The sequence below is a fragment of the Ottowia sp. VDI28 genome (assembly GCF_049532675.1).
Lineage (GTDB): Bacteria > Pseudomonadota > Gammaproteobacteria > Burkholderiales > Burkholderiaceae_C > Ottowia.
Map to the genome: position 1 here is coordinate 1584911 of NZ_CP149820.1, position 23111 is coordinate 1608021.

Consider the following 23111-nt stretch of genomic DNA (forward strand, 5'->3'; position numbering starts at 1 on the left):
AAAATCATGAAAATTACAAAAACAATCCATTGGACGACTTATTCCAAGTGTCGAAGAATTCACGGCAAACATCCTCAGGAGTTCGTTATGGTTCATCGTTGGAGCCGCGTTGCCGTGGGCTTTCTGTGCAGTCTGATGCTTTCGTCGCTGGCCGCACAGCCGCGCGAGGCCACATTCACCCAACCTGCCACGCTGATGGTGCCGTACCCCGCCGGCTCGGCCAGCGACTACACCGCGCGTACCTTTCAGGAGCCGTTGGCGCACCTGTTGGGCGTGCCCGTCGTGGTGGAAAACCTGGGGGCGCCTCCGGCGCCATCGCCGCAAATAAGGTGCTGGCTGCACCCGCGGATGGGCAAGTGTTGTTTCAGGGCTCGCCCAATGAGCTGATTCTTTCGGGTTTGGTCAACAAGAGCGTGAGATATCAGCCGGATGATTTCCGTATGGTGGCACCGGTGGCCATCTCGCATCTGGTGGTGATCGCGCGGGCCCATCTTCCTGCCGGCACGCTGGACCAGCTCGCGGAGCTTGCACGCACGCGCCGCAGCGAGCCGATGACCTATGGGTCTCCTGGTCTGGGCACGCTGTACCACCTTCTGGGGGAGCTGGCTTCCCGCCGCGTGGGCGCACCGATGACGCATGTGCCCTATAAGGGCGGCACACCGATGGTGCAGGACTTGATGGGCGGCCTGATCGACTTTGCTTTCGTGCCCTATCAAAGCAACTATGCGGACTTGGTCAAGCAGGGCCGCATCAAGATCATTGGCTCGCTGGCTGATGCGCGTTTACCCGCGCCGTTCCAGAACGTGCAGAGCTATCGCGATACCCAGAATTTCAAGGACTTTTCGTTCAGTATCTGGACGGGCTATCTGGTCAAGCGAGGGACTCCCCAGCGTTTGGTGGAGCGGCACGCCGCGGCGCTGCAGGCGGCCCTGAAGCTACCGCAGGTGCGCGGCTCGCTGGAGGCTCAGGCCAAAACCTTGTTCTCTCCCATGTCTCTTGAAGAGGCTGCGGCCTACTATCGTGAAGAGGCCGCGCGCTACCGCGAACTCGTGAAAACAGTGGGGTTCGAGCCGCAATGAAGCCCGCATCCCTTGTTCCTTTTGCCACTCTGGCCCCGGTTCAGCAATACCTGCAGGCGACCGAAGAGGCCACCATCGCTTGGCTCGAAGACTACCTGCGCCTGCCCAGTGTCAGCGCCAATCCGGCTCACGCCAGTGACATGGCCGCCACGCGCGGCTTTCTGGTTGAACGGCTGAAGGCGATGGGCTTGGACGACGTCCAATTGCTCGATGGCGGTGGCGAGGCTGCCGTCTTCGGTCAGTGGCTTGGTGCGCCGGGCCGGCCCACGCTGCTTATTTATGCGCACTACGATGTGCAACCTCCCGAGCCGCTGGAGCTATGGCGTACACCGCCATTCGAGCCGACGACCATTGGCGACCATATCTATGCACGCGGCGCCTCGGATGTAAAGGGCGCTACCGCCATTGCGTTGGCCGTCGTCGAAGCCTTTCTGCGAGTCCATCAGGCCTGTCCGGTGAATATCAAGGTGTTTCTGGAGGGGGAGGAGGAAGTGGGCAGCCGTTCGCTGCGCGCGCTGGCTGAACGCCATCGCGCGCTGTTGAGCGCAGACGCTGTTCTCTCGGCGGATGGGGGCCGCGCGAGCGCCGAGGTGCCCACCATTAACACCGGCGCACGCGGCAATGCGCAACTGGAGGTGCGGCTGCGCTGTGCACACAAGGATCTGCACTCCGGCCGCTATGGCGGTGCTGTGCGCAACGCGCTGCATGAAGCTGCGCGGCTGGTGGCGTCATTGCATTGTGCTGATGGCACGGTGTCTGTACCGGGTTTCTTTGATGGCGCGGTACCGCCTGGAGAGGGCGCGCGTGCCGACACCGCGGCGTTTCCATACGACGAGGATGCCTTCTTTGCCGACGTGGGCGCCGCGCCGCATGGAGAGGCGGGCTACAGCGCACGCGAACGCATCACGCTGCGTCCGTCGCTGGATGTCAATGGCCTGTATGGCGGCCATACTGGGGCAGGCGGCAAGACCATCGTGCCATGCGAAGCGGTTATCAAGCTCACGATCCGTGTGGTTCCCGGCCAGGACCCCGGTCAAATCATTCGAGCCGTGGCCGCTCATTTGCACGAACAGACGCCCCCTGGTTGCACGCTGGAGGTGACTGAGTTGCATGAAGGAGCGCGTGCAGCCACCCTCGTGCCAGCGCATCCGCTGGTGCGCTCCGCGGAGGCTGTGCTGACCCGATCCATGCAGCGGCGGCCGATCCACGTACGGCTGGGCGCCAGCGTGCCCATTACCGCGATCTTCAAGGAAACATTGGGCATCGACACGCTGATGTTTGGCTACAACTTACCTGATGAGGACGTGCATGCGCCCAACGAGTTCTTTCGGCGTTCTTCGATTCGCGATGGTATGAGGGACTGGTCCGCACTTCTTGAACAACTGAGCCATTTCGCACCGGCCGATTTCACTATTGCCATGGCAGAGGAGACATGATCATGCGATTTTTACTTCACACGGCGCTAGCCGCTGGACTTGGATTCTGTCTGGGCTTGTCCGGTTGCGGTGGTTCGGATACTTCGGCCGATCCGACGCTGGCGGATACCACGGAGGGGCGCGTCCGTGGCCAGATAGCGGAGGAGTTGGTATCTTTCCTCGGTATACCCTATGCGGCCCAACCCGTGGGCACATTGCGCTGGGCTCCCACGGCAGCGCCACCCATGCATACAGAGACGCAGGAGGCTGCGCGCATGGGTGCTTCCTGCCCGCAGACTGGACCAGGCGCCGATGCGGTGACCGACGAAGCTTGTCTGTACCTCAACATCTGGAAGCCTGCCGACGCAGCGCCAGGTGCCAAATTACCTGTACTGGTCTTTATGCACGGCGGGGCCTTCGTGATCGGTTCGGGCGCGCAAGCCGACCTGAGAGAGATCAGCAAACGCCACGTGGTGACGGTGAGCTTCAACTACCGGTTGGGTGCGCTCGGCTTCCTGGCCAATACAGCGCTAAGTGCATCGAATCAAGACGGCAGCTTGGGCAACTTCGCATTGATGGATGCGATCGGCGCACTGCAGTGGATCAAGCGCAATATCGAGGCTTTTGGGGGAGATGCGGGCAACGTCACGCTGTGGGGCCTATCCGCCGGCGCGACACAGACTTTCTCGTTGCTGCAGTCGCCCAAGGCGCGCGGCCTGTTTCACCGGGCGATGATGCAAAGCGGTGGCGGTGCCGAGTATTCCAATCTCAGTGCAGAGGCAGCCACCGCCGTTGGCGATGCGGCGGTCACTGCTCTTGGCTGTGGCGCGGCGGCAGACCAGGCAGGGTGCCTGCGCGCAGTGCCGGTGTCGGCCATCCTCGCCGCTCAAGGGCCCGGAAAATGGCGTCCCACGGTCGATGGCAGTGTGCTTACGAAGGTTCCGTTGCGCGCTTTTGCAGAAGGCGATTTCAACCGTGTGCCAGTGATGATTGGTGGTGTATACGACGAAGGCACATTGTTCTCCGACCCGAATATGAGCGCGGCGGTTTACCCGTTCGCTTTGCATTCTTTGGCGCCGGCTGGCTCCGATACCACACGGATCGATGCGGCCTACGCGCTGTCGCGCTTTTCCTCGCCGGGACAGGCATTTGCACGGGCCACGGGAGATGCGATGTATGCGTGCGGGAACAGTATCCAGCGCACCACGCTCTCAGCCTGGGTGCCAGTCTACGGGTGGGAGTTGACCGATCCGGTCATGTCTTTTCCCGAGCAATCCAGCGGCTACTACTATGGCAGCTCTCACGGGATGGATGCCATGTACTGGGCCGGTGGAGTGGAGGGGCTAAGGAACTATCCCTATCTTGACGCCCCTGTCGCGGACAAGGTGACCAACGCTCCCGCGCTTGCCCAGCGCAAGGCGCTCAGCGCGCAGATGCAGGAGCACCTGGTGAACTTCGTCCGCAGCGGCGACCCGAACGGCGAGCAAGGTTCCGCAAGTTTGGATTGGCCGCGCTTTGCAGGCTCAGGAGAGCAGCATCTGATGCACTTCACGCTACCGGAGAGCCGAGTTGCCAATGGAGAGTTCGAGACGACGCACCACTGCGAAATCTGGCCTGCCATATAGAGGTTGGCCGGCTCCGCCATGACGCACGGACCTTGAACAGCAAGGCCCGTGCAAAGGAGAAAACGAGAAGCCTTAAGCCTGAAAGCAGGGCCCGCTGCGCGGTTTAGCGCTACAGGTGTTTCCCGCGAAACTACAGGGTTCAGAGCTATCGCCTCGCCTTGGACTGAAGCTTGGCGCCAAGCTTCAGTGCACTTGCAAGCTGCGTCGCGGCACGGGAAAGCCTGCGGTTTGTACGGACGAAGAGAGCCACCGCGTCCTGGGACTGCAGTTCGGGAACCCGGACTTCGCGAAGTCCCGATGAGGCGACCACGACCTTGAGCAGGGGCTCTGGAATCAGGGTGACGTAATCGGTGGAGGCCACCAGCGCCTGAACAAAGTAAAGCGAATCCGACCGCATGGCGATCATGGGGCCGCTCTTTCGTATGGTCTTGAACGCCGCTTGAAGATCGGCGGCAACATCAAAGGCGGCGCTCGGGAGCACCCATTGGGATTCGGCAAAATCCTCTAGCGACTTGGCTGCACGCAATGGATGTTTCTGGCGCACGGCGATCACGGTGCTCACGGTGAACAGGTCATGCACTTCGATCGATGCGGGAAGCGCTCCCCGCGGCCGTGCACCGATGACGAGATCAAGCGAGCCATCCGCCAACTGGGAAAGGTGGGAGCTCGGCAATCCGCCCATGACGTGCAGCTGGACCTTGGGGTACCTCTCATGAAAATCTTCCAGAACCGAGGGTAGAAGATCGACCCCTAGCGTCGCGGAACATGCAATGCGCACCACGTCATCCGGATCGCCCGCCAACTCGGCGAGATCAACGGGAATGCGGTCGATCTCGTTCGTGATCAGCTTGGCGCGCTCGTGAAGCACCTCGCCGAACTCGGTCAAGCGCGAACCCTTTGAGTCGCGGGTGAGCAGCGACACACCCAGTGTGGTCTCCAATGCGCGCAGCGAGCGGGATACTGCTGGCTGAGTGATCCCCAGCGATTCTGCCGCCAGCCGGACGCTCCCGTTGTCGGCGACCGCGACAAAGTGCTGCAAGTGAGTGAGATTCACAGGTTCATCTCAAGCCAAAGAAGGGCAGAAAAAGAAGGGCAGATTAAAGGTGGATGGATTGGTTAACCCCTTAACTGATTTGAGTATACCCACGGACCACGCCCGCTCCTACAGTGAACCCCCTCACACATGAGGATCTATGCAGGATTTGTCTCAATCATCGATAGCCCAGGCAGGCCTGGGGGTCACCGAGGCTGCCGGAACGGGTTATGCCGTCGTGTCGAGCCATCCGCTCGCGACTGCACAGGCGCAGCGCGTGCTGCAGGCAGGCGGGAATGCCTTCGATGCGGCGGTGGCTGGCGCGGCCGTGCTGTGCGTGGCACTGCCCCATGCCTGCGGCTTGGGCGGCGATGGCTTTGCGATGGTGCATGACGCCTCGAAGAACGAGGTCTGGAGCCTGAACGGGTCTGGCGCCTCGCCTCTGGCGCTTGCGCCTCATGTCTCAGCCTCCCAATTGGGCCAGGGGCCGCTTAGTTGCGGGGTTCCGGGTATGGTGGGCGGATGGCATGCCATTCATGAACGGTTCGGCCGTCTTGGCTGGCAATCGCTTATCGAACCTGCTGCCCGGCTGGCCGCGGAAGGCGTCGAGGTTTGCGATGACTTCGCGCAATCTTTCCGTTTGTTTGGCGCAGGGGTGAAGGCAGATGCCGGCCTCGCGCAACTGTTCCTCACGGACGGGGAGCTTCCGGTGATTGGAGACAGGCTGCTTCAGCCGGCCCTGGCCCGTTCGCTTCAAGCCATCGCAGATAACGGCCCGAAAGCTCTCTATCAAGGGGACATCGGTCAATCGATGTGCCAGGTGCTGCAGGCGCAGGGCGGCTCAATGTCCATGGACGATCTGAGCGCGTACGAGCCCATCTGGTCGCGTCCGTTGAGTGCCAGCTACCGTGGGTTGACTGTGAATGTCGCCTCGCCCAATTCGTTCGGCTTGTTCATGCTGCTTCAGCTTCTGGCACTTGAGGGCACCGGCATTGAAAAGCATGGTCCCTTGTCTGCGGAGCGGTTGGCGCTTCTGATGAAGGCGGCCAAGACAGCTTTCGCGCACGGACTCTCCTATGTGGGAGACCCTTCGCATGTAGCGTCCGCCCAAGAGGCCCTCTCTCCAGCGGCTGCCGAAGCACTGCGTGAAGGGATGCGTTCCGATGGGCCGGCGCGCTCGATCAGCAAATCCCAAGGCACGGCGACGATATCGGTGGTCGATGAGTCTGGCAATGCGATCACGCTGATTCAAAGCATTTTCAAGCCCTTTGGTGCGATGGTGGCGGATGCTGCGACAGGCGTGATCTTGAACAATCGCCTGGCGGGATTCAATCCGCAGGCAGATCATCCCAACGGCGCAGGACCGGGCAAGCGGCCGGCGCATACCTTGAACCCGGTCATGGTGATGAGCGGGGGGCGGCTGAAGTATTTGCTGGGAACACCAGGGGGCTCGGGCCAGACGATCACCTTGACGCATGTCTTGTCCGCCCTGGTGGATATGAAGCTTTCCCTCAGGGAAAGCATCGCGGCGCCGCGCTGGTCGATGGATCTTCGCGGTGGGCTGCTGATTGAGCCAGGCCTTGCCGAAGGCAGGGCCGCCGGGGTTCCGGCTCAGTTGCGCGAGCAGGGTCTCGATGTTCAAGTTGCAGCAGCCGAGCGATTCTTCTTCGGGTCGGCGGAATGCATCGAGCTGGCCGATGATGGCCGGCGCATCGCCGTGGCCGACGACAGGCGCGATGCTTCTTGCGTGGCGGGGAATGCATGAATCGTGATCGGCTATTCGTCAACGGAAAAATAATCTCGGTTGATCAGCGCTTCGGCGTGTACGAGGCTATCCACGTGCGGGGCGACCGTATCGTGGCCGTAGGATCCAGCGAGCAGATCAAGGCGGGGGCCCCCGCCGAGGCTGTCATTCAGGATCTGAGTGGCCGGGCCGTGCTCCCCGGGCTGATCGACGGGCATGCCCACATGGACCGGGAGGGGCTCAAGCAGGTCTATCCGTCGCTGGAGGGTGCCCGCTCGATACGCGACATTCTCGACCGGATCGCGGCGCTGGTACGCCAGGCCAAGCCGGGCGAGTGGATCGTCACCATGCCGGTCGGCGATCCGCCTTCCTACTGGAACATGCCGCAAGGGCTGCAGGAGCAGCGCTGGCCCACCCGCTGGGATCTGGACCAGGTGGCGCCGGACAACCCTGTGTTCATCAAGCCCATCTGGGGGTTCTGGCGCCACGCGTTGCCGCTCGTCTCGATAGCGAATTCAAGGGCGCTCGAAGCGTGCGGCCTCGACGGAAGCACGCCATCGATGACCGAATCGGTGCATCTTGAAAAGGACAGCCATGGAAACCTCACGGGCGTTTTCTTCGAGCACACCTACATGTCTGTCGTCGAGTTGACGCTGATGCTCAGGGCGGGCCGTTTCACGGGGCGCGACCGCGTCGCTGCGCTTGAGCGCTCCATGCGGGAGTACAACGCCTACGGCACCACGAGCGTGTTCGAAGAGCACGGGATTGCCGGCGAGGTGCTGAGTGCCTACCAGGAACTCAGGTCACGCGGGCCGTTGAATGTGCGGGCCCATCTGGTCCACAGCCCCTCATGGTCGACGGTGGCGGGCGCCGACCGCGAGAAGCTTCTGGCCACCTGGGGAGCGTGGATGGGCGGGCGAGGCCTTGGCGATGAGTATCTGCGCGCAGGCGGCTTGTACGTGCTGATGGACGAGGAGGGCGATGGCCCGCGGTCTCCAAAGGAGAACATGCTGCGCGCCTCATGCAACCCCTACACCGGATGGGCGGGTTTCTACAACGACGCCGGTCTTCCTCGCGAAGAACTGAAAGCGGTGCTGATCGCCGCGGCCCGCAACAACATCAGGTGCGTCGGCGTGACGCCGGATCTGATCGGTCTGTACGAAGAAGTCGATCGCGTGGTGCCGATCCGGGACAAGCGCTGGGTCCTGGGGCACATCAGCTTGCTGACAGAGACGGACATTGCCAAGGCGCGAGACCTTGGGCTTGTCATGACCACGCATACCAACAGGTATATCTACCGGGCCGGAATCAGGACACGTGATTCGATCGGCATCGAGCGTGAGCAGGAAATATCTCCTTTGCGGAGCCTGGAAAAGGCAGGCGTTCGGGTGTCCCTCGCGACGGACAACGTGCCAGTATCGATGTTTCATCCGATATGGCATGCCGTGGCGCGCCGGGACCGGTCGGGCGAGTTGGTGGCTGCAGACCAGCGCGTCAGCAGAGAGCAGGCCATCAGGGCCGCGACCCTGGACGGCGCGTTCCTGACGTTCGAGGAAAAATCAAAAGGCTCCTTGGAACCGGGCAAGCTCGCGGACTTTTTTGTGTGCAGCGATGACCCTCTCACGGTGCAGGAGGATGCGTTGAAAGACATTGTTTCCGTGGAGACCTATGTGGGCGGCGTGCAGACCTATTCAAGGAGCGGCGAATGACGGCAAATGCTGATCTCATCGGGCAACCCGGTGGCGCCCGGCTTCTGACGACCCCCGCGTTGATCGTGGATGGCGAGTTGCTTGAGCGGAATACCCGTTCCATGGTAGAGCTTGCCGCAAAAGCAGGCATGAAGCTGCGCCCGCACGCCAAAACCCACAAGTGCTCGGAGCTGGGCAAGCGGCAGATCCAATGGGGCGCGAGCGGCCTGTGCTGCGCCACCCCGCATGAGGCACTGGTTATGTTGGGCGCGGGGATCGGAGACCTGCTTCTCACGGCGCCGGTCACCCAGCCCAGGCAGGCGAGCGCCATTGCCGCCGCGCTCCAGCGCTTGTGCCCATCAGGGCAGCCTTGCGAATTTTCCGTGGTGGTCGATTCGATCTGTGGCATCGAGTTGTGGGAAGAGGCCTTGAAAGGCGCCCGCCTCCAGATCAATGCGCTGGTGGATTTGGATATCGGCATGCAGCGGACCGGAGCGCCGGATAGCCCGGCGGCGATCGAACTCGCCACGCGCCTTTCAGCCAGCCCGAGCATGAAATATGCAGGCGTTCAGGCGTACTCGGGATTGGTGCAGCACATAGAGAGTTTCGAGGAAAGGCAGCGGGTCTATGGAACTCATCTGCAAAAGCTCAAGGCCGTTCTCGATGGGCTGCGGGCCGCGGGACTCGCGCCAACCATCGTCTCAGGCGGCGGTACTGGCTCGTTTCCGATCGACGCGGCGAGTGGCCTTTTCAATGAGCATCAGGCGGGTTCGTTTGTCTTCATGGATGTGGAATACGGCAGGGTGGCCTGGGGCACCTCCATGGTGCCGTTCGATGTATCCATCTGGCTGAGAGGCCATGTCATCAGCCAGAACCATCCGGGCATCGCCACGGTGAACCTGGGCACCAAGAGTCTTTCTTCAGACAGCTTCGCACCAGGCGTGCGAGGCCAGCCGGATTGGACTTTCCAGTTCTTCGGCGACGAATACGGAAAGCTCCAGTTCGCCGGACCGGGCGAGCCGCTATGGGGAAAGACCGTGGATTTCGTGCTTCCGCATTGCGACCCCACCGTGAACCTGCACAGCGAATATCACGTGCTGCACGGAGACACCCTCATCGCGATCTGGCCCATCGACGGCCGGGGCGTGCTTTGACACCTTGATTTTGATGCCATCAACCGGAGCTTTCCCATGAAGCTATCTCTCTCGAAAATGATCTGCGCCTTTGCTCTCATCAGCTTTGGCCAGGCGGGATTCACGCAGGCGGCCTACCCGGCGAAGCCGATCACCATGGTCGTTCCCTTTGCGCCAGGAGGCACTGCGGACAATATCGGCCGGTTATTGGCCAATCACATGTCGCAGACCCTGGGCCAGGCGGTCGCGGTGGAAAACCGGGCCGGGGCGGGCGGCAATATCGGGTCCGCCTATGTGGCCAAGTCGGCCGCCCCCGATGGCTACACCATCCTGCTCGCGACCAACAGCCTGGCGACCAACGTGTCGCTCATGAAGATGTCTTTCGATCCCCGCCGCGATCTGGCTGCCGTGGCGGGTATCGCGGGCCTTCCCAACGTCATGATTGTGTCGAAGGACAGCCCCTACAAATCGCTTGCCGACGTCGTGGCCGCGGGCAAGGCGAATCCCCAATCATTGACTTACGGCTCATCGGGGCCGGGGTCGGGAAGCCATCTTGGGAGCGAGTTGTTCCGCGCCGCCTCTGGAACACCGATGCTGCATGTGCCCTACAAGGGCAGCGCCGCGGTTTATCCGGATCTGCTGTCGGGGCGCATCTCTTTTCTGTTCGACGTTTTCGGTTCTGCTGCGCCCATGATCGAAGGCGGATCGGTGCGCGCGCTGGCGATCTCATCACGCCAGCGGCTGCCATCGTTTCCCAATATCCCGACCGTACAGGAGTCGGGGTACCCTGGCTTCGTGGTGCTTAATTGGATAGGCTTTTTTGCGCCCGCTCAGACGCCCGCACCCATCATCGCGAAACTCCAGTCTGCCGTGGAACGCGCGCTCTCTCAGCCGGATGTCAAGGCCGCGTTGACCAAAATCGGGGCTGAAAACGTGCCCGCGAAATCCGCGGAGTTCGGCGCCTATTTCAATGCGGACGTGGAGCGCTGGGCGGGACTGGTCCGCGAGGGCCGTGTGAAGCCACTCGAATGAGCGCTGGCCGGAGCTAAAGATCGGCCAGGAACTAGGGTTTGGGGCAGGCGTCGTTCAGGCCCACCATGTCGGTCAGCTTCTGCAGGCGTGAGCGCTGGTCCAGGCAGGCGTGGTGCTGGGCTTCGGCCTCCTTCTGTTGCGCGAGGTGCGCAGCCTTGTCGCGCGTCGCCTGCAGCTGCGCGACACGCTCGCGAATCTGCGGCATTGCGGCCAGGGCGGCTTTTTCACCTTCCAGGATAGCGTTGGCACGCTGAGTGAAGTCGGCTGCGCCGATGTCGAGCACCTGCGGGCGCACGATCACATCCGCGCGGGCGAGCTCGGCCTGGCCGAGCTTTTGGCCCATGATCGCAATGGATTGGCCGAGCGTGCCCAGCATGTCGGTGGGTGATTGTCCGCGCGCTTTATTGGAGATGTCCACGGCGACCACTACATCCGCGCCCAGTTGGCGCGCCGCATCCACCGGTACGGGGCTGACGACGCCGCCATCCACGTAATGGTATTTGCCGATGGCTACCGGCTGGAAGACGCCAGGCACGCTGCTGGAGGCACGTACCGCCTGACCGGTATTGCCCAGCGAGAACACGGTGCGCGTTCCATCTTCCAGCCGGGTGGCCACGGCCACGAAGGGTTTGGCCAGCCGCTCCAGCGGCTGGCGCCGCACCTGCTGGTTCACGTAGTCTTCGAGCTTCTGCCCCAGCACCAGCCCGCCAGAGGAAAACTGCAGATCGCGGATCTTGGCTTCGTCGAGCGCGACGGCTTTTTCCTGCAGCTCGAACGCGTTCATGCCGCTGGCGTACAGCGCCCCGACCACGCTGCCCGCGCTGGTGCCCGCCACTACCGCGGGAGCGAAGCCATTAGCCTCCAGCATCTTGATGACGCCGATATGGGCGAAGCCCTTGGCTGCGCCGCCTCCCAGTGCAACGCCCACTTTGATGGGAGGCAGAGCCGAAGAGTGGGGCGGCGCGGCCTGTGCGGGGACCGGGGACGCGGGGGTCTCGGATGTGGGGGCGGGCGGTGAACTGCCGCAAGCAGCCAAGAGGGCCGCCGCACTCATGACACTCCACGGGCGCCACAGGGCTAAAAGGCGGGCGAGGGTATTCTGAGCGTTCAGGCGCATACGGGGAAAGGATGGCGCGATAGAAATGTATTCAAGTCTATTGATCGCTTAAATCCGCACAGGTTCATCTCTAGAAGTAAACAAAAAATCCGCCTGCCTGAGCAGAGATGCTCGCGCACTAGCCGAACCATGGCTCACTGTGAATGGCTCATGCCAACTTGGCCAATCAACTCAAGACTTCTCGTTCGAGTTGGTCTTCGGTCATTCTTACTCCCCGTGCCGTTCCAGGAGAATCTGTACCTTGATAGGGGATGGACGCCACCACACCTTTGAGTTTCGCCAGACGATGGCTGTTGCTGGCTAGCTTCTTAAGGATCGCCGGTGTGTAAAACCGCGAGGGGCCAGCGTTTCAAGAGGCAGCAGCGAGGTCATGGCGCGGCAGGAATAGCTTACTTGTATAAAAAATCGGAATTTTTATACATGTTAGCGTCTATATGTATAAGAACGGTGGTTTTTAATACGATTAGGCTGTTGCCTTCATGCCAAGGCTTCGTCCGCTTGCTGCTCGGCTTGGTCTGCCTCAAATGCTCTTGCATCCGCCATTACAGCTTTGAGAAAGTAAGGCTAAATAAAAAGCCCCGCGCTACAGTATTTGTAGCAACGGGGCTAATAGCCACGAGGGCTTATGTATGGTGGCGCTTCACGGACTCGAACCGCGGACCTGTGGATTATGATTCCTCTTGTTTTAGTATTTGCCATTGTTGATGTCGATTGATAAAATTCAATTGAATCAACAGGATATGATCAAATTTGAGTAAATCGCTTGATCGAGGTGTTGATTGAAATACGCCAAAATTCAGGGTTTTTGGCTACACAGTGGCTACACAGATCGCCGTGTAGCCAACCGGAGATCGACACCATGGCACGTCCAAAGAGTTCTGAAGCGCCAGACACCAGCAAAGCTATCGAGCTGACCGCAGGGGCTATCGAGCGCCTGATCTGCCGCACCGACGTCAAGGCCCAGGCGTTCCTGCGGGACACAAAGGCGCCGGGTTTGCGGGTACGCGTGACCAGCGCGGGTGCAAAGTCATTCGTTTTCGAGGCGAAGTTAAACCGTCAGACCATTCGGCGCACTATTGGTGATGTGCGGGCTTGGAGCATTGAGGCGGCACGACAGGAGGCCAATCGCCTTCGGGTGACATTAGACAGTGGTCATGACCCCCGTGAATTGGAGCGCCAAGCCGAGGCTGAGAAAGCCGCACGCAAGGCCGATGCGGAAGCCGCAGCCGCGCGCATCAAGCAGGAAGCTGCTGCCGCGGCTTTGACCGTGGGCGAGGTATGGGCTGTTTATTTGGAAGCGCGCAAGCCGCATTGGGGCACCACTCACTACAACGACCACGTCAAGCTGGCCCGCGCTGGAGGAGAGGTTGCCAAACGAGGCACTCGCGGTAAGGGGGTAACCATCGCCATGCCCTTGCACGTTCTCATGGAAAAGCCGCTGCGCAGCCTGGATGCTCCAACAGTGGAGGCGTGGGCCGCCGAGGAGGCTAAGACTCGTCCCACCAGTGCTCGTCTCGCCTGGCGCCTCCTGAAAGTGTTCTTGAATTGGTGTGCGGAGCAGCCTGAGTACGCCCCGCTACTACCATCCAAAAATGCAGCTGCCACTCGGAAGACTCGGGAGGCGCTGGGCAAGCCCAAGGCCAAGACGGACGCCTTGCTGCGCGAGCAGTTGCCGGCGTGGTTTGCCGCGGTGCGCAACTTGGCCAATCCGACAATTTCTGCCGCCCTTCAGGTGATGCTCCTGACCGGCGCGCGGCCGGGGGAGGTGCTGTCCATGAGATGGGAGGACGTAAACCAGCTGTGGCGGGGCTTGACGATCCGCGACAAGGTCGAGGGTGAACGTGTCATCCCGTTGACTCCATATGTGCAGTCGCTCCTGACCAAATTGCCTCGGCGAAACGAATGGGTGTTCGCCAGTACGCGCATAGTGAAGATGGACGAAAAGAACATGGCTCGTCGCGAACGCCGAGCTCATGCCAGCGGCGAATCGATGGAGTTGGGTGAAGTGGTGCAGGCCAGCGAATCCGGACACATTTCTGAGCCTCGGAGCCACCATGCCTGCGCTTGCGCGGCTGCCGGCATCGACCACTTGACATTACATGGCCTGCGCCGCTCATTTAAGAGTTTGACGGAATGGCTTGATGTTCCCGCCGGGATTGTGGCGCAGCTTATGGGTCACAAGCCTAGCGCTACCGCGGAAAAGCATTACGCCGTTCGACCTCTGGATATGTTGCGAGTACACCATGAGCGCATAGAGGCGTGGATTCTGGAGCAGGCCGACGTGGAGTGCGACGCAAGAGCTGACCCCCGAAAGCTCTAGGTGCTAGCAGCATTGGGGATGCGCAAGCACGGCCCTGCATACGCGACCATCAATTTAGAAGTTGTAGGTGTTTGTGAAAATGACGCAAACTAAGCGCAACAGGACAACTGAAATCACAGCGGCACCCGATTGTTCGTTCAGCGATGAATGCGCTAAAAGCACTGAATTGAGCTAGTACTACCCCAGGAGGATCCACGTTGGCAGATGGAGAATTTGGCTTTGCCCGACTCGAACATTGGGCCGAGTTTTTTGAAATTAAACGAATTCAGGTTGTCCAAGCCGCCGTGAACGGGCAAATTGGGTTGTATTTCCTGTTGCGGGATTGTTTTACTTCAAGCCTGCCCAATCCGAACCCTGGGCGCCCCCTGGAAATGAGCCGTTGGCGCAGCATTTATCTGCAGGCCGACAAGCCTACGCTTCAAAGAGTCCTCAATAGCGGTGAAGCGAGCAACGTGCAGGAGGCATACATCTCCAATGCAGGGCGGGTACATACCGGTTGGCCTGAAGCTGGGAGGGTGTACGTGGAATTGCCGGCCAACGGGAGAATGGCGACGCCGATAACTATTCGGCTTGGAGACTTGTTCGCCATAGGTGATCACGTTGAAAGATTGAGGCTTGCCACGGTAACACCCCCTACAGGAAAAATTGCGGCCGTTGAGGCAGGGTCGGGCTATGTCAACACACAGGTGGACGCTGATCCAACGCCGACTTTACGCAGGGAGCCTTTGCCGCGGTCCCAAGCACAGGATGAAGCCATACTTTGCGCCATTGCGCAGCGAGGCCATGACCCCAAAGCTATACCTCCTTGGAAACCAAGCATGCCTGGACTGAAAGCCGAGATGCGCGCCGAAATGAGGTCCCGCAAAAAACTGTTCACTAGCGATAAGGTATTCGATAAGGCTTGGGAGCGTTTGCGCGCCAGCGGTGACATTGCTGACGCCTGACTCTTCTCCCCCAGTTTGGGGGATATGAAACCCTTGCGGGGGAGGATAGTTCGCGGAAAAAACTCGCGCATCGAAACAAACCCGAAAGGGAGGAAACGATGGCAGCGAAAGCCACACAATACCCGCCGCTGGAAAGCGTCACTCGTCCTACAGTCCCTACGTCCCAGGCAGCGTATTACCTGAATCGCGCTCAGCAAACTCTGCGCATCTGGGCTTGCCGTGAGGATGGTCCTATCCGTCCCCTGCGTATCCATGGCCGCCTTGCATGGCCGGTCGGCGCCATCCGCCACCTCCTGGGTCTGGAGGCGTAACTTGAGCTTCGATCAATCTCAACTTCCAGACCCTGCCGACTACTACGTAAACACGGCCGGCCTGAAGCTGACGGGTAAAGCTAAGTGGCGTACCGCAGGCTGCCCTTTCCATGGCGGTAGCGACAGCCTGCGCATCAACTTGCGTAATGGCGCTTTCGTGTGCATGGCGGGCTGCGGCGCGAAAGGGGGTGATGTATTGGCCTTCCATATGGCTTACGCGGGCCTTGGCTTCGTTGAGGCCGCCAAGGCACTCGGTGCATGGGTTGCAGACGGCAAGACCGCTCCGACGCGCCCCACGCCTATCACTGCCCGCTCAGCGTTGGAAATCCTTCGCGCCGAAGCCTATGTGATCGCTGTCGCCGCCGGCAATCTCGCTCGCGGCGTGGTTTTGACCGACATCGATCTCGCCCGTCTGATGACCGCAACTGGACGTGTCACGCGCATCTGGGAGATGTTTACATGATGTCGGACGCTTATAAGCGCGATCTTGCGGCGCTGGATGATTCCATTGCCAGCCATGTAGGAAAAACTGGCGAGATGATGACGAATCACCTGCCATTTGCGGTGCCTGGTGAAAGCGAACGTCCCTGTTTTAAGGTTCTGGATGACTGGACAGAGCTTGATGGCGTCAAGTTTAAGCCCGGCGTGCATTCTTTTGGTCTGAAGCGCGGAAAGAAGGAAGACGATCCTCCCTCGCTTACTCACGATTGGGTTTGTGGCCCTTTGTACATTGAGGCAGTTACCACCGACGCGCACGGCAGCAATTACGGACGTCAATTGCGCTTCAGAACCTCTTTGGGCAAATGGCGGAGCTGGGCCATGCCCATGGAACTGCTGCGCGCTGACGGAGCCGACTTGCGCGGCGAACTGTTGCATATGGGCTTGGAAATCGACCCCGGCATGCACAGAGCGCTGAGCCGCTATCTGCAGGCATTGACGCCAGAGCGCAACATCCTGTGCACCGCTCAAACCGGATGGGCTGGTCAGGTGTTCGTGCTTCCTGCTGAAGTTATTGGTCCAGGTTCTGAGGGTGTCGTGTTCCAGTCCGGTGAGCGACCTAGTGATGAGTATGCACAGGCTGGCAGCATGGAGGGCTGGAAAACTGGAGTGGCGGCGTTGGCCGTTGGCAATCCGCTGTTGATCTTGGCCATCTGCGCTGCTCTCGCTGGCCCTTTGCTGAAGAAGGTCAATGCCGAGAGCGGTGGCATACATTTCGTGGGCGATTCGAGCACCGGCAAGACCACCGCCATTGAAGTCGCATGCAGCGTGTGGGGCGGCGAAGGTTTTCGGCGCTCCTGGCGAGCTACCAGCAACGGTATGGAAGGTGTGGCAGCCTTGTTCAATGACTCGTTGTTGGCGCTGGACGAAATCAGCGAATGTGATCCACGCGAGGTCGGTGCCATCGTTTACAGCCTGGGCAATGGGCGTGGCAAACAGCGCGCGTCGCGCACCGGTACAGCCCGTGCTGTTGCCAGCTGGAAATGCAGTGTGTTGTCCAGTGGTGAACGCACCATCGGCACCACGATGGCAGACGGCGGACAACGCATCAAGGCTGGACAGACCGTGCGCCTGTTGGATGTACCTGCGCAGCGCCGCTATGGCGCCTGGGATGAACTGCATGGTCACGCCAGTGGTGCGGCCTTCTCTGATGCCCTTAAGACCGCCAGCAAGACTCACTACGGCCACGCCGGGCGTGCATTCCTGCAGGCTTTAACCCGAAGCGACATAGACTTTGCTGATGCGCTGGAGGTCATGAAGGCGCGGCCGCAGTTTCAAGCCCGGGACGGACAGGCAAAACGCGCCGCCGCTCGTTTTGCCCTGCTGGCTTTAGCAGGCGAACTGGCGACAGCCCTCGGAATAACCCAATGGCAGCCCCAGCAAGCCATCGAGGCCGCGGCCGAGGGTTTCCGTGTTTGGCTGGCCGAGCGCGGCGATGTTCCGGGAAACCTCGAACGCGCTCAATTGCTGGAGAAGGTGGAGGGCTTCATAGAGCGCTACGGAGACAGCAAATTTAGCGCGATCGGCACGAGCCCCAGTCCAACCATGATGATCCGTGACCGAGCCGGCTGGTGGGAGGAGGCGCCTGGCGGCAGGGTATACCTGTTTACTGGCGATGGAATGCGCGAGTGCCTGAGGGGCTATGACTTCCAGCGCGGATTGGACGTACTGCGGGAGGCCGGAGCCCTGCCAAGACCGGGTGCAGATGGCAAAAGCTCATTCTTGCGTCGCATTGATGGACAACAGAGACGCGTGTATCCCGTGAACGCTCATTATCTGGACGCGAGTTAATCATGATTTGTGCTTTCTGCATCGATCTGCGGGGTGTTACGGGTGTGGCACGTGTGCACGTCAGCCCTCATGCGGGTTTGCGTTGGAACACTCCGCAGAAGCGTCGGTGTTCCATGTGTTTCAGCTGCCAGCCATCCGTCATGCCTGGAACACTTGGAACACCGGCAGAAATGGATGGTGTTTCAGCAAAAGGTCTGCGTCCGTGTGGATTGAACACACGATACACCTGGAACACTGAAAAAAATCAGACTATGGTGGAATCCACGCCCGGAGCGAGGAAGCTATGAGTTTCGGAGTACTCCAGGGATTGTTTGACATGCTGGCGGCGCAGGACGATATGACTGCGGCGCCAGATCCGATTCTCGCTCCAACGGACGACCTGAGTGAGGACGTGGTCACCAGCTTTCAGAGACATGGGGCGCGCGCTGTGACAGGTGACGCTGTCGAAGTAGTCGCGAATCCTCAGATTGCCGACACGCTAATGGACCATCAAATTGACGACCTCGAGGCGTCGGCCGATCGCTACTGCTGGCCCTTCGACCCCAGTATGGATGCTGCGATGAACCGTACAGAACAGGCAGTCCTTCAGGCGCGCATCATCTTGTTTACCCGCCAAGATATTGGCGAAGAGTTGGCGGAGGCATTGGCCGACAAGTTGGTGCGCCGTGATCGCGAGGGGGACGACCGCCGCCTCTGTCTTGAGTGCGTGCATTTGAGCTCAAAGCGCTGCGGCATCTATACCAGGGCAGAACTGAAGTCTCCTGAGGTCGGTGGCGTCCTTCAGATGCTGCAACGCTGTCCCGCGTTCGCCAGCTTTCAATAGCAGGTCTGAGCGCCTATTTGGATACCCTTTTAGGACGTTTTTGGGGCTTCAGCGCCCAGGACGGACGGGGGTGTAAGAAGGGGGACTTGGTGCCCGATTCTGGTTGGGCTAGGAGCGCGTGTTAGTGCTAGGACTCTGCTTCCGCCCATTGGGCGGTGCGTGTTGAGCACGAGTGGTAGTTCACTCGAAACATCTAGTCAAAAGGAGGTCGCTTGCCGGGGTTTCCACTTTGATCGGAGGACAAAACAGAAGCTCGCAGTTTTCGCGGCTAGCCCGTCTTCTTGACATGCTGCGAGTCTGTCACAACACGGCCGTCGATCGACTACTCGACATAAAAATCGACCCGATTTCCGATCGATGTCGTTGCAGTTGCCAGGGTAATCACTTTCCCCGCGTGCGAAGCGGAAGCTACTTCTAATGAAAGGCTTTCCGTTATGGTGCGAATTCCTATCCCAACGCGAGTCACAGCTAGGATAGTTCCATCCATGGCTCGCGTAAACCATTCTTCATCTGCTGGTGAGCAAACATGCACCCAGAAGTCACCAGAACCAGCAGGTGTGTGATCGAGCATCACAGTGCGAATGGCATCACTCGTCAGAATCTCTTGAATGACGAGTTCCATAGTTCCGGCGAGCTCACCGGTGTTCTTTCTGAACCACTGAAAACTCCCCATGCCTTCGATCCGTTCCAGCGTTCCATCTGGATTCCTTACATCGAGAAAAGGAAAAAATGTAGGGGACACGAGCTGTACACGACTGCCAACCAAATTTCTGGCAGTCTTTGCCCAGTCCACTTTTTCCACGTCCTTTGCTGACACCACGTCAATTTTGAGAAGTTCGGCTTTGCGTATCGCCGACCTCGTGAAGCCATTTCGCGACCAGAGTACCAGTTTAGAGGTGGGCAAACTTTCGTGCTTTAGCCATCGACTCGATCCAGGTAACGTCTGCAGGGCGTGTATGGTCCCGGCATTCGGCACACAAATAGAGTTCATGCCCCACTATCTTCGCATAAGCAACAACATCGACTTCCCGTTTGTCGCCCGTGTGCAGATCACACAGCATCCGAGATTCGGTGACTTCCCAGCCCTTCGATAGTCTGGTGTGAATCACGGTTACTAAGCGTTGGAAGTGGTTGGATCTTTGTGGCATGGAATTGTCTCGACAGGAACGATTTCCCCGTGGTTGTGTGCTACGACGCCAACGATCACTTCAAAGCGGGAGATGTTCAAGATGCACAAGTTCTAGTTAATCAGTAAGCACCCGGTGAACCCATATTGAATCCTGTGATGGGGTTGGCTAGTGTCCACCTCTTTAGGTGGGCACCATGACGAAGACAGAATTAGCACCGTTGCGCCGTCGGCGTACTTATCCGAAGGCGTTGAAGGCGCAGATCGTGGCCGAGTGCAGCCAGCCCGGTGCGTCCATTGCGGGAGTAGCGCTGTCGCACGCGGTGAATGCGAACCTGGTGCACAAGTGGATCCGCCAGAGTAGCGAGCGAGGGCAGAACGTGCCGGGGTTTGTGCCTGTGATGGTGAGCGCGCCGGCGAGCGGCCATATCGAGATCCGGCTGGTGCGCGGGCCTGTGCAAGCCACGGTGCAATGGCCCGTGAGCGAAGCGGGAGCCTGCGTGGCCTGGCTGCGCGAGTGGCTGAAGTGATCCGCGTAGAGGCCATCTGGCTGGCCACCCATCCGCTGGACATGCGCGCAGGCGCCAACACAGCCCTGGCTCGGGTGATCGAAGTCTTTGGCACTGCCAAGCCTCATCACGCCTACTGCTTTGCCAACCAGCGTGCCAACCGCATGAAGGTGCTCGTGCATGATGGCATCGGCCTGTGGCTGGCCGCGCGGCGGCTGAACCGCGGCAAGTTCATCTGGTCCAATGCGATGCACGGTGCCCACGTGCCCTTGGACAGTGAGCAGTGGCAAGCGCTGGTGCTAGGTCTGCCCTGGCAACACGTCGGTGCCGCAGGTGCCATCTCCGTGCTGTAGCTGGCAATGGGGTAAGACGCCAATAGCAGGTGCTTTGAGTCTCTGCCACACTGCAGGCCATGAGTGATGCAGTGAGCCTCGATCAGTTGGATGCGCAGCAGTTGCGCGTACTGGCCGAACGCCTGATGGGCCAGGTGGCTGAGCGCGATGCGCAGATCGCCCGACACGATCAGGCGCTGCACTTTAAGCAGACGCATATCGATCAGCTCACGCAGGAGCTGGCGCTGTACAAGCGCTGGCGCTATGGCCGGCGAAGCGAACAGCTCAATGCAGCGCAGGCAAGCCTGTTGGAAGAAACGATGGATGCAGACATGGCGGCCATCGAAGAACAAGTGCTGGCCTTGCAGGCCAGCATCACAGCCCGGCCTGTCACCCAGGCACCACGGCGTATGAAGCTGCCGCCCGAGCTGCCGCGTACCGAGATTCACCATGAGCCGGCCTCCACGACGTGCCGCTGCGGCTGCGAGCTCAAACGCATGGGCGAAGATGTGAGCGAGAAGCTGGACTATGTGCCGGGTGTCTTCTCGGTGCAGCGCCACATCCGCGGCAAATGGGTGTGCGCGCAGTGCGAAACCCTCACGCAAGCGCCGGTACCGGCCCAGATCATCGACAAAGGCATCCCCACGGCAGGCCTGCTGGCGCAGGTGCTGGTGGCCAAGTTCGCCGATCACCTGCCGTTGTATCGGCAAGAAGGCATCTTTGCACGCGCAGGTCTGGCGCTGGCCCGCTCGACGCTGGGCGAATGGGTGGGCGTGTGCGGACTGCGGCTGCAGCCGTTGGTCGAGGCGCTCAAGGCCGAGGTGCTGACCAAGACAGTGCTGCACGCGGATGAGACTCCGGTGCAGATGCTCAAGCCCGGGGCAGGCAAGACCCATCAGGCCTACCTGTGGGCCTATACGCCCACGGCGTATGAGCAGGTGCGTGCGGTGGTCTATGACTTCCAGCCCAGCCGGGCGGGCGAGCACTGCCGCGCGTTCCTGGCTGAGTGGCGAGGCAAGCTGGTGACCGACGACTATGCGGGCTACAAGGCGGGGTTTGCCGCAGGGATCACCGAGTTGGGGTGCATGGCGCACGCACGGCGCAAGTTCCATGATCTACATATGAACCACCAGAGCCAGATCGCGGCACAGGCGCTGGAGTTGTTTGGCGCGCTGTACGGAATCGAACGCGAGGTGGCTCAGTTGCCTGCCCAAGAGCGGCAAAGGATGCGGCAGGCACGCGCCAGGCCGGTTGCCGAGACACTGCATCGGTGGCTGTTGGCGCAGCGGCTGCGGGTGCCGGATGGATCGGGCACGGCGCGCGCCATCGACTACAGCCTCAAGCGCTGGCAGGCGCTCACGCGCTACCTGGACGATGGTGATGCGCCCATCGACAACAACTGGGTGGAAAACCAGATCCGGCCTTGGGCGGTGGGCCGCTCGAACTGGTTGTTCGCCGGATCGCTGCGCGGTGGGCAGCGCGCAGCCGCCATCATGAGCCTGATTCAGTCGGCGCGCCTGAATGGCCATGATCCGTATGCCTATCTGAAAGACGTGCTCGAACGCTTGCCCACTCACAAGAACAGCCAGATCAGCAAACTGCTGCCTCACCGCTGGACACCAGCAGGCTGATACAACTGCGTCAAGACGGGTTCACCGGGTGCTTACGTTAATCAGCCTTATATGCGGTTGCAGAAACCTTTGTGACGCATTCAACACAGTATGGCGCTTAGACATTGATTGAAAATCTAGTGATGCACCAAAAATCCTCAGGGTTAAGTGAGGAGGTCAAGCTGATCTGGACCCAAGCCTAGGTCGCGTACGAAGAGGTCCGCTAGCGCGGTCTCATCCAATTGCGACTTCGAACCACAGGCAGTTGATTGCGCCGACTGCATCTCAGTGCCGATCGGTGGCGCCTTTGACATAGAACCAAACAGGCAAGCTCACTTCCACAGGCGCGATGTCATCACCCAAGGTGTGGAAGAGCACTCCGGGCTTTTCGTCCTTGATTGATCTGTAGCCCTCGGCCATCAGACTCATCGCCTCCTCCAGTCGCGCGCGCACATAGTAGCCGTCGGGAGGCTTGGTCTGTTTCACTGGTTTTTTATCCGGCTGACGTCCGGGCAATACCTCTTGGAGCAACCACGAGAGGGCGTTGCGTTCTGCTCGGCTTCGATGTAAGGCGGTTTGATGGTTACCATCTCGCTCTTCTCGACGGGCTAAGATGTTGAGCCGGTAGCGCAACGCAACAACATGGTTTACGAATCTTTCTGAGTCCGAACGGTCCCGAGTCGTTGGATATGCTTCAGGGACATTCGCTAGTGCATCTAGTAGGCGACGTCGAGCGCTCGTTCGAGGTGAATCGGTTAACGGCCCCTGCTCAGCGTTAAGCTCGGAGTCGCCATCATTCTCAAAAACAATTTTCCGCTCCTTTTTGTCAATAAGCGTCCATTTGTCGTCTTGTGTCATCTAGATCCCCTACATTGGTATAAACGTCAGGGCAATCATGCCTTAGGAATCGCGTTCAGATACATTTTCCGTTCCCACATCAGGAACGGAGAATGGGAAAGCATGACCTCTCGCTCAAGATCC

General features: G+C 60.0%; 20 protein-coding genes. 16 read left to right on the top strand and 4 right to left on the bottom strand.

Annotation, left to right across the window (positions count from 1 at the left end):
* Positions 1–87 precede the first annotated feature (87 nt).
* The 4 genes from WJU18_RS07485 to WJU18_RS07500 are packed head-to-tail and all read left to right on the top strand — an operon-like array spanning position 88 to position 4119.
* Complete coding sequence (locus tag WJU18_RS07485; protein WP_423459477.1) at positions 88–387, top strand: hypothetical protein; 300 nt, start codon at positions 88–90, stop codon at positions 385–387.
* The gene (locus tag WJU18_RS07490) at positions 357–1079 is read left to right on the top strand and encodes a tripartite tricarboxylate transporter substrate-binding protein (RefSeq protein WP_423459478.1); all 723 of its coding nucleotides are present in this window, start codon (positions 357–359) and stop codon (positions 1077–1079) included. The genes WJU18_RS07485 and WJU18_RS07490 overlap by 31 nt, the downstream gene beginning before the upstream one ends.
* The gene (locus WJU18_RS07495; protein ID WP_423459479.1) at positions 1076–2515 is read left to right on the top strand and encodes a M20/M25/M40 family metallo-hydrolase; all 1440 of its coding nucleotides are present in this window, start codon (positions 1076–1078) and stop codon (positions 2513–2515) included. Before WJU18_RS07490 ends, WJU18_RS07495 begins: the two co-directional genes overlap by 4 nt.
* Before the next feature lie 2 nt (positions 2516–2517).
* Entirely contained in the window at positions 2518–4119 is a 1602-nt protein-coding gene (locus tag WJU18_RS07500) for a carboxylesterase/lipase family protein (protein WP_423459480.1), read from the top strand.
* 145 nt (positions 4120–4264) lie between these two features.
* Here WJU18_RS07500 and WJU18_RS07505 read toward each other — a convergent pair whose 3' ends face one another.
* Positions 4265–5173 (bottom strand): LysR family transcriptional regulator, encoded by a 909-nt coding sequence (locus tag WJU18_RS07505; RefSeq protein WP_423459481.1) that lies wholly within the window; start codon positions 5171–5173, stop codon positions 4265–4267.
* 139 nt (positions 5174–5312) lie between these two features.
* Between WJU18_RS07505 and WJU18_RS07510 the strand changes: the two genes are divergently transcribed.
* Genes WJU18_RS07510 through WJU18_RS07525 form a run of 4 tightly spaced genes read left to right on the top strand, consistent with a single transcriptional unit; the run spans position 5313 to position 10749 of the window.
* Positions 5313–6917, top strand: a complete 1605-nt coding sequence (locus tag WJU18_RS07510) for a gamma-glutamyltransferase family protein (RefSeq protein ID WP_423459482.1) — start codon at positions 5313–5315, stop codon at positions 6915–6917.
* Complete coding sequence (locus WJU18_RS07515; protein WP_423459483.1) at positions 6914–8605, top strand: amidohydrolase; 1692 nt, start codon at positions 6914–6916, stop codon at positions 8603–8605. Before WJU18_RS07510 ends, WJU18_RS07515 begins: the two co-directional genes overlap by 4 nt.
* Positions 8602–9738 carry a DSD1 family PLP-dependent enzyme gene (locus tag WJU18_RS07520; protein WP_423459484.1) on the top strand — a complete coding sequence of 379 codons (1137 nt, stop codon included), beginning with the start codon at positions 8602–8604 and terminating at the stop codon, positions 9736–9738. Before WJU18_RS07515 ends, WJU18_RS07520 begins: the two co-directional genes overlap by 4 nt.
* Before the next feature lie 36 nt (positions 9739–9774).
* Positions 9775–10749 (top strand): Bug family tripartite tricarboxylate transporter substrate binding protein, encoded by a 975-nt coding sequence (locus WJU18_RS07525; RefSeq protein WP_423459485.1) that lies wholly within the window; start codon positions 9775–9777, stop codon positions 10747–10749.
* Positions 10750–10780: 31 nt separating this feature from the next.
* Here the strand turns inward: WJU18_RS07525 and WJU18_RS07530 are convergent, their stop codons facing one another.
* Complete coding sequence (locus WJU18_RS07530; protein WP_423459486.1) at positions 10781–11803, bottom strand: patatin-like phospholipase family protein; 1023 nt, start codon at positions 11801–11803, stop codon at positions 10781–10783.
* A gap of 922 nt (positions 11804–12725) precedes the next feature.
* Between WJU18_RS07530 and WJU18_RS07535 the strand changes: the two genes are divergently transcribed.
* From WJU18_RS07535 to WJU18_RS07555, 5 genes are all read left to right on the top strand, one after another.
* Complete coding sequence (locus tag WJU18_RS07535) at positions 12726–14186, top strand: tyrosine-type recombinase/integrase (RefSeq protein ID WP_423460959.1); 1461 nt, start codon at positions 12726–12728, stop codon at positions 14184–14186.
* Between the two features lie 197 nt (positions 14187–14383).
* Positions 14384–15130 carry a hypothetical protein gene (locus WJU18_RS07540; protein WP_423459487.1) on the top strand — a complete coding sequence of 249 codons (747 nt, stop codon included), beginning with the start codon at positions 14384–14386 and terminating at the stop codon, positions 15128–15130.
* 312 nt (positions 15131–15442) lie between these two features.
* Complete coding sequence (locus WJU18_RS07545; protein WP_423459488.1) at positions 15443–15904, top strand: CHC2 zinc finger domain-containing protein; 462 nt, start codon at positions 15443–15445, stop codon at positions 15902–15904.
* The gene (locus WJU18_RS07550; RefSeq protein ID WP_423459489.1) at positions 15901–17730 is read left to right on the top strand and encodes a DUF927 domain-containing protein; all 1830 of its coding nucleotides are present in this window, start codon (positions 15901–15903) and stop codon (positions 17728–17730) included. Before WJU18_RS07545 ends, WJU18_RS07550 begins: the two co-directional genes overlap by 4 nt.
* Positions 17731–18013: 283 nt before the next feature.
* Entirely contained in the window at positions 18014–18553 is a 540-nt protein-coding gene (locus WJU18_RS07555) for a hypothetical protein (protein WP_423459490.1), read from the top strand.
* A gap of 322 nt (positions 18554–18875) precedes the next feature.
* On the opposite strand, the gene WJU18_RS07560 is transcribed toward WJU18_RS07555, so the two are convergent.
* On the bottom strand, positions 18876–19544 hold the full coding sequence (locus WJU18_RS07560) for a hypothetical protein (protein ID WP_423459491.1): 669 nt from the start codon (positions 19542–19544) through the stop codon (positions 18876–18878).
* A gap of 332 nt (positions 19545–19876) precedes the next feature.
* On the opposite strand from WJU18_RS07560, the gene tnpA reads away from it, so the two are divergent.
* The 3 genes from tnpA to tnpC are packed head-to-tail and all read left to right on the top strand — an operon-like array spanning position 19877 to position 22151.
* A complete protein-coding gene (tnpA, locus tag WJU18_RS07565) occupies positions 19877–20209 on the top strand; it encodes an IS66-like element accessory protein TnpA (protein WP_423459492.1) in 333 nt (110 codons plus the stop codon).
* A complete protein-coding gene (gene tnpB, locus WJU18_RS07570) occupies positions 20197–20541 on the top strand; it encodes an IS66 family insertion sequence element accessory protein TnpB (RefSeq protein WP_423459493.1) in 345 nt (114 codons plus the stop codon). The genes tnpA and tnpB overlap by 13 nt, the downstream gene beginning before the upstream one ends.
* A 59-nt stretch (positions 20542–20600) precedes the next feature.
* Positions 20601–22151, top strand: coding sequence for an IS66 family transposase (gene tnpC / locus WJU18_RS07575; protein ID WP_423459494.1), 1551 nt, complete (start codon positions 20601–20603; stop codon positions 22149–22151).
* Positions 22152–22415: 264 nt separating this feature from the next.
* Here the strand turns inward: tnpC and WJU18_RS07580 are convergent, their stop codons facing one another.
* Positions 22416–22988: a hypothetical protein gene (locus WJU18_RS07580; protein WP_423459495.1), complete on the bottom strand. Its 573-nt coding sequence runs from the start codon at positions 22986–22988 to the stop codon at positions 22416–22418.
* Between the last annotated feature and the right edge of the window lie 123 nt (positions 22989–23111).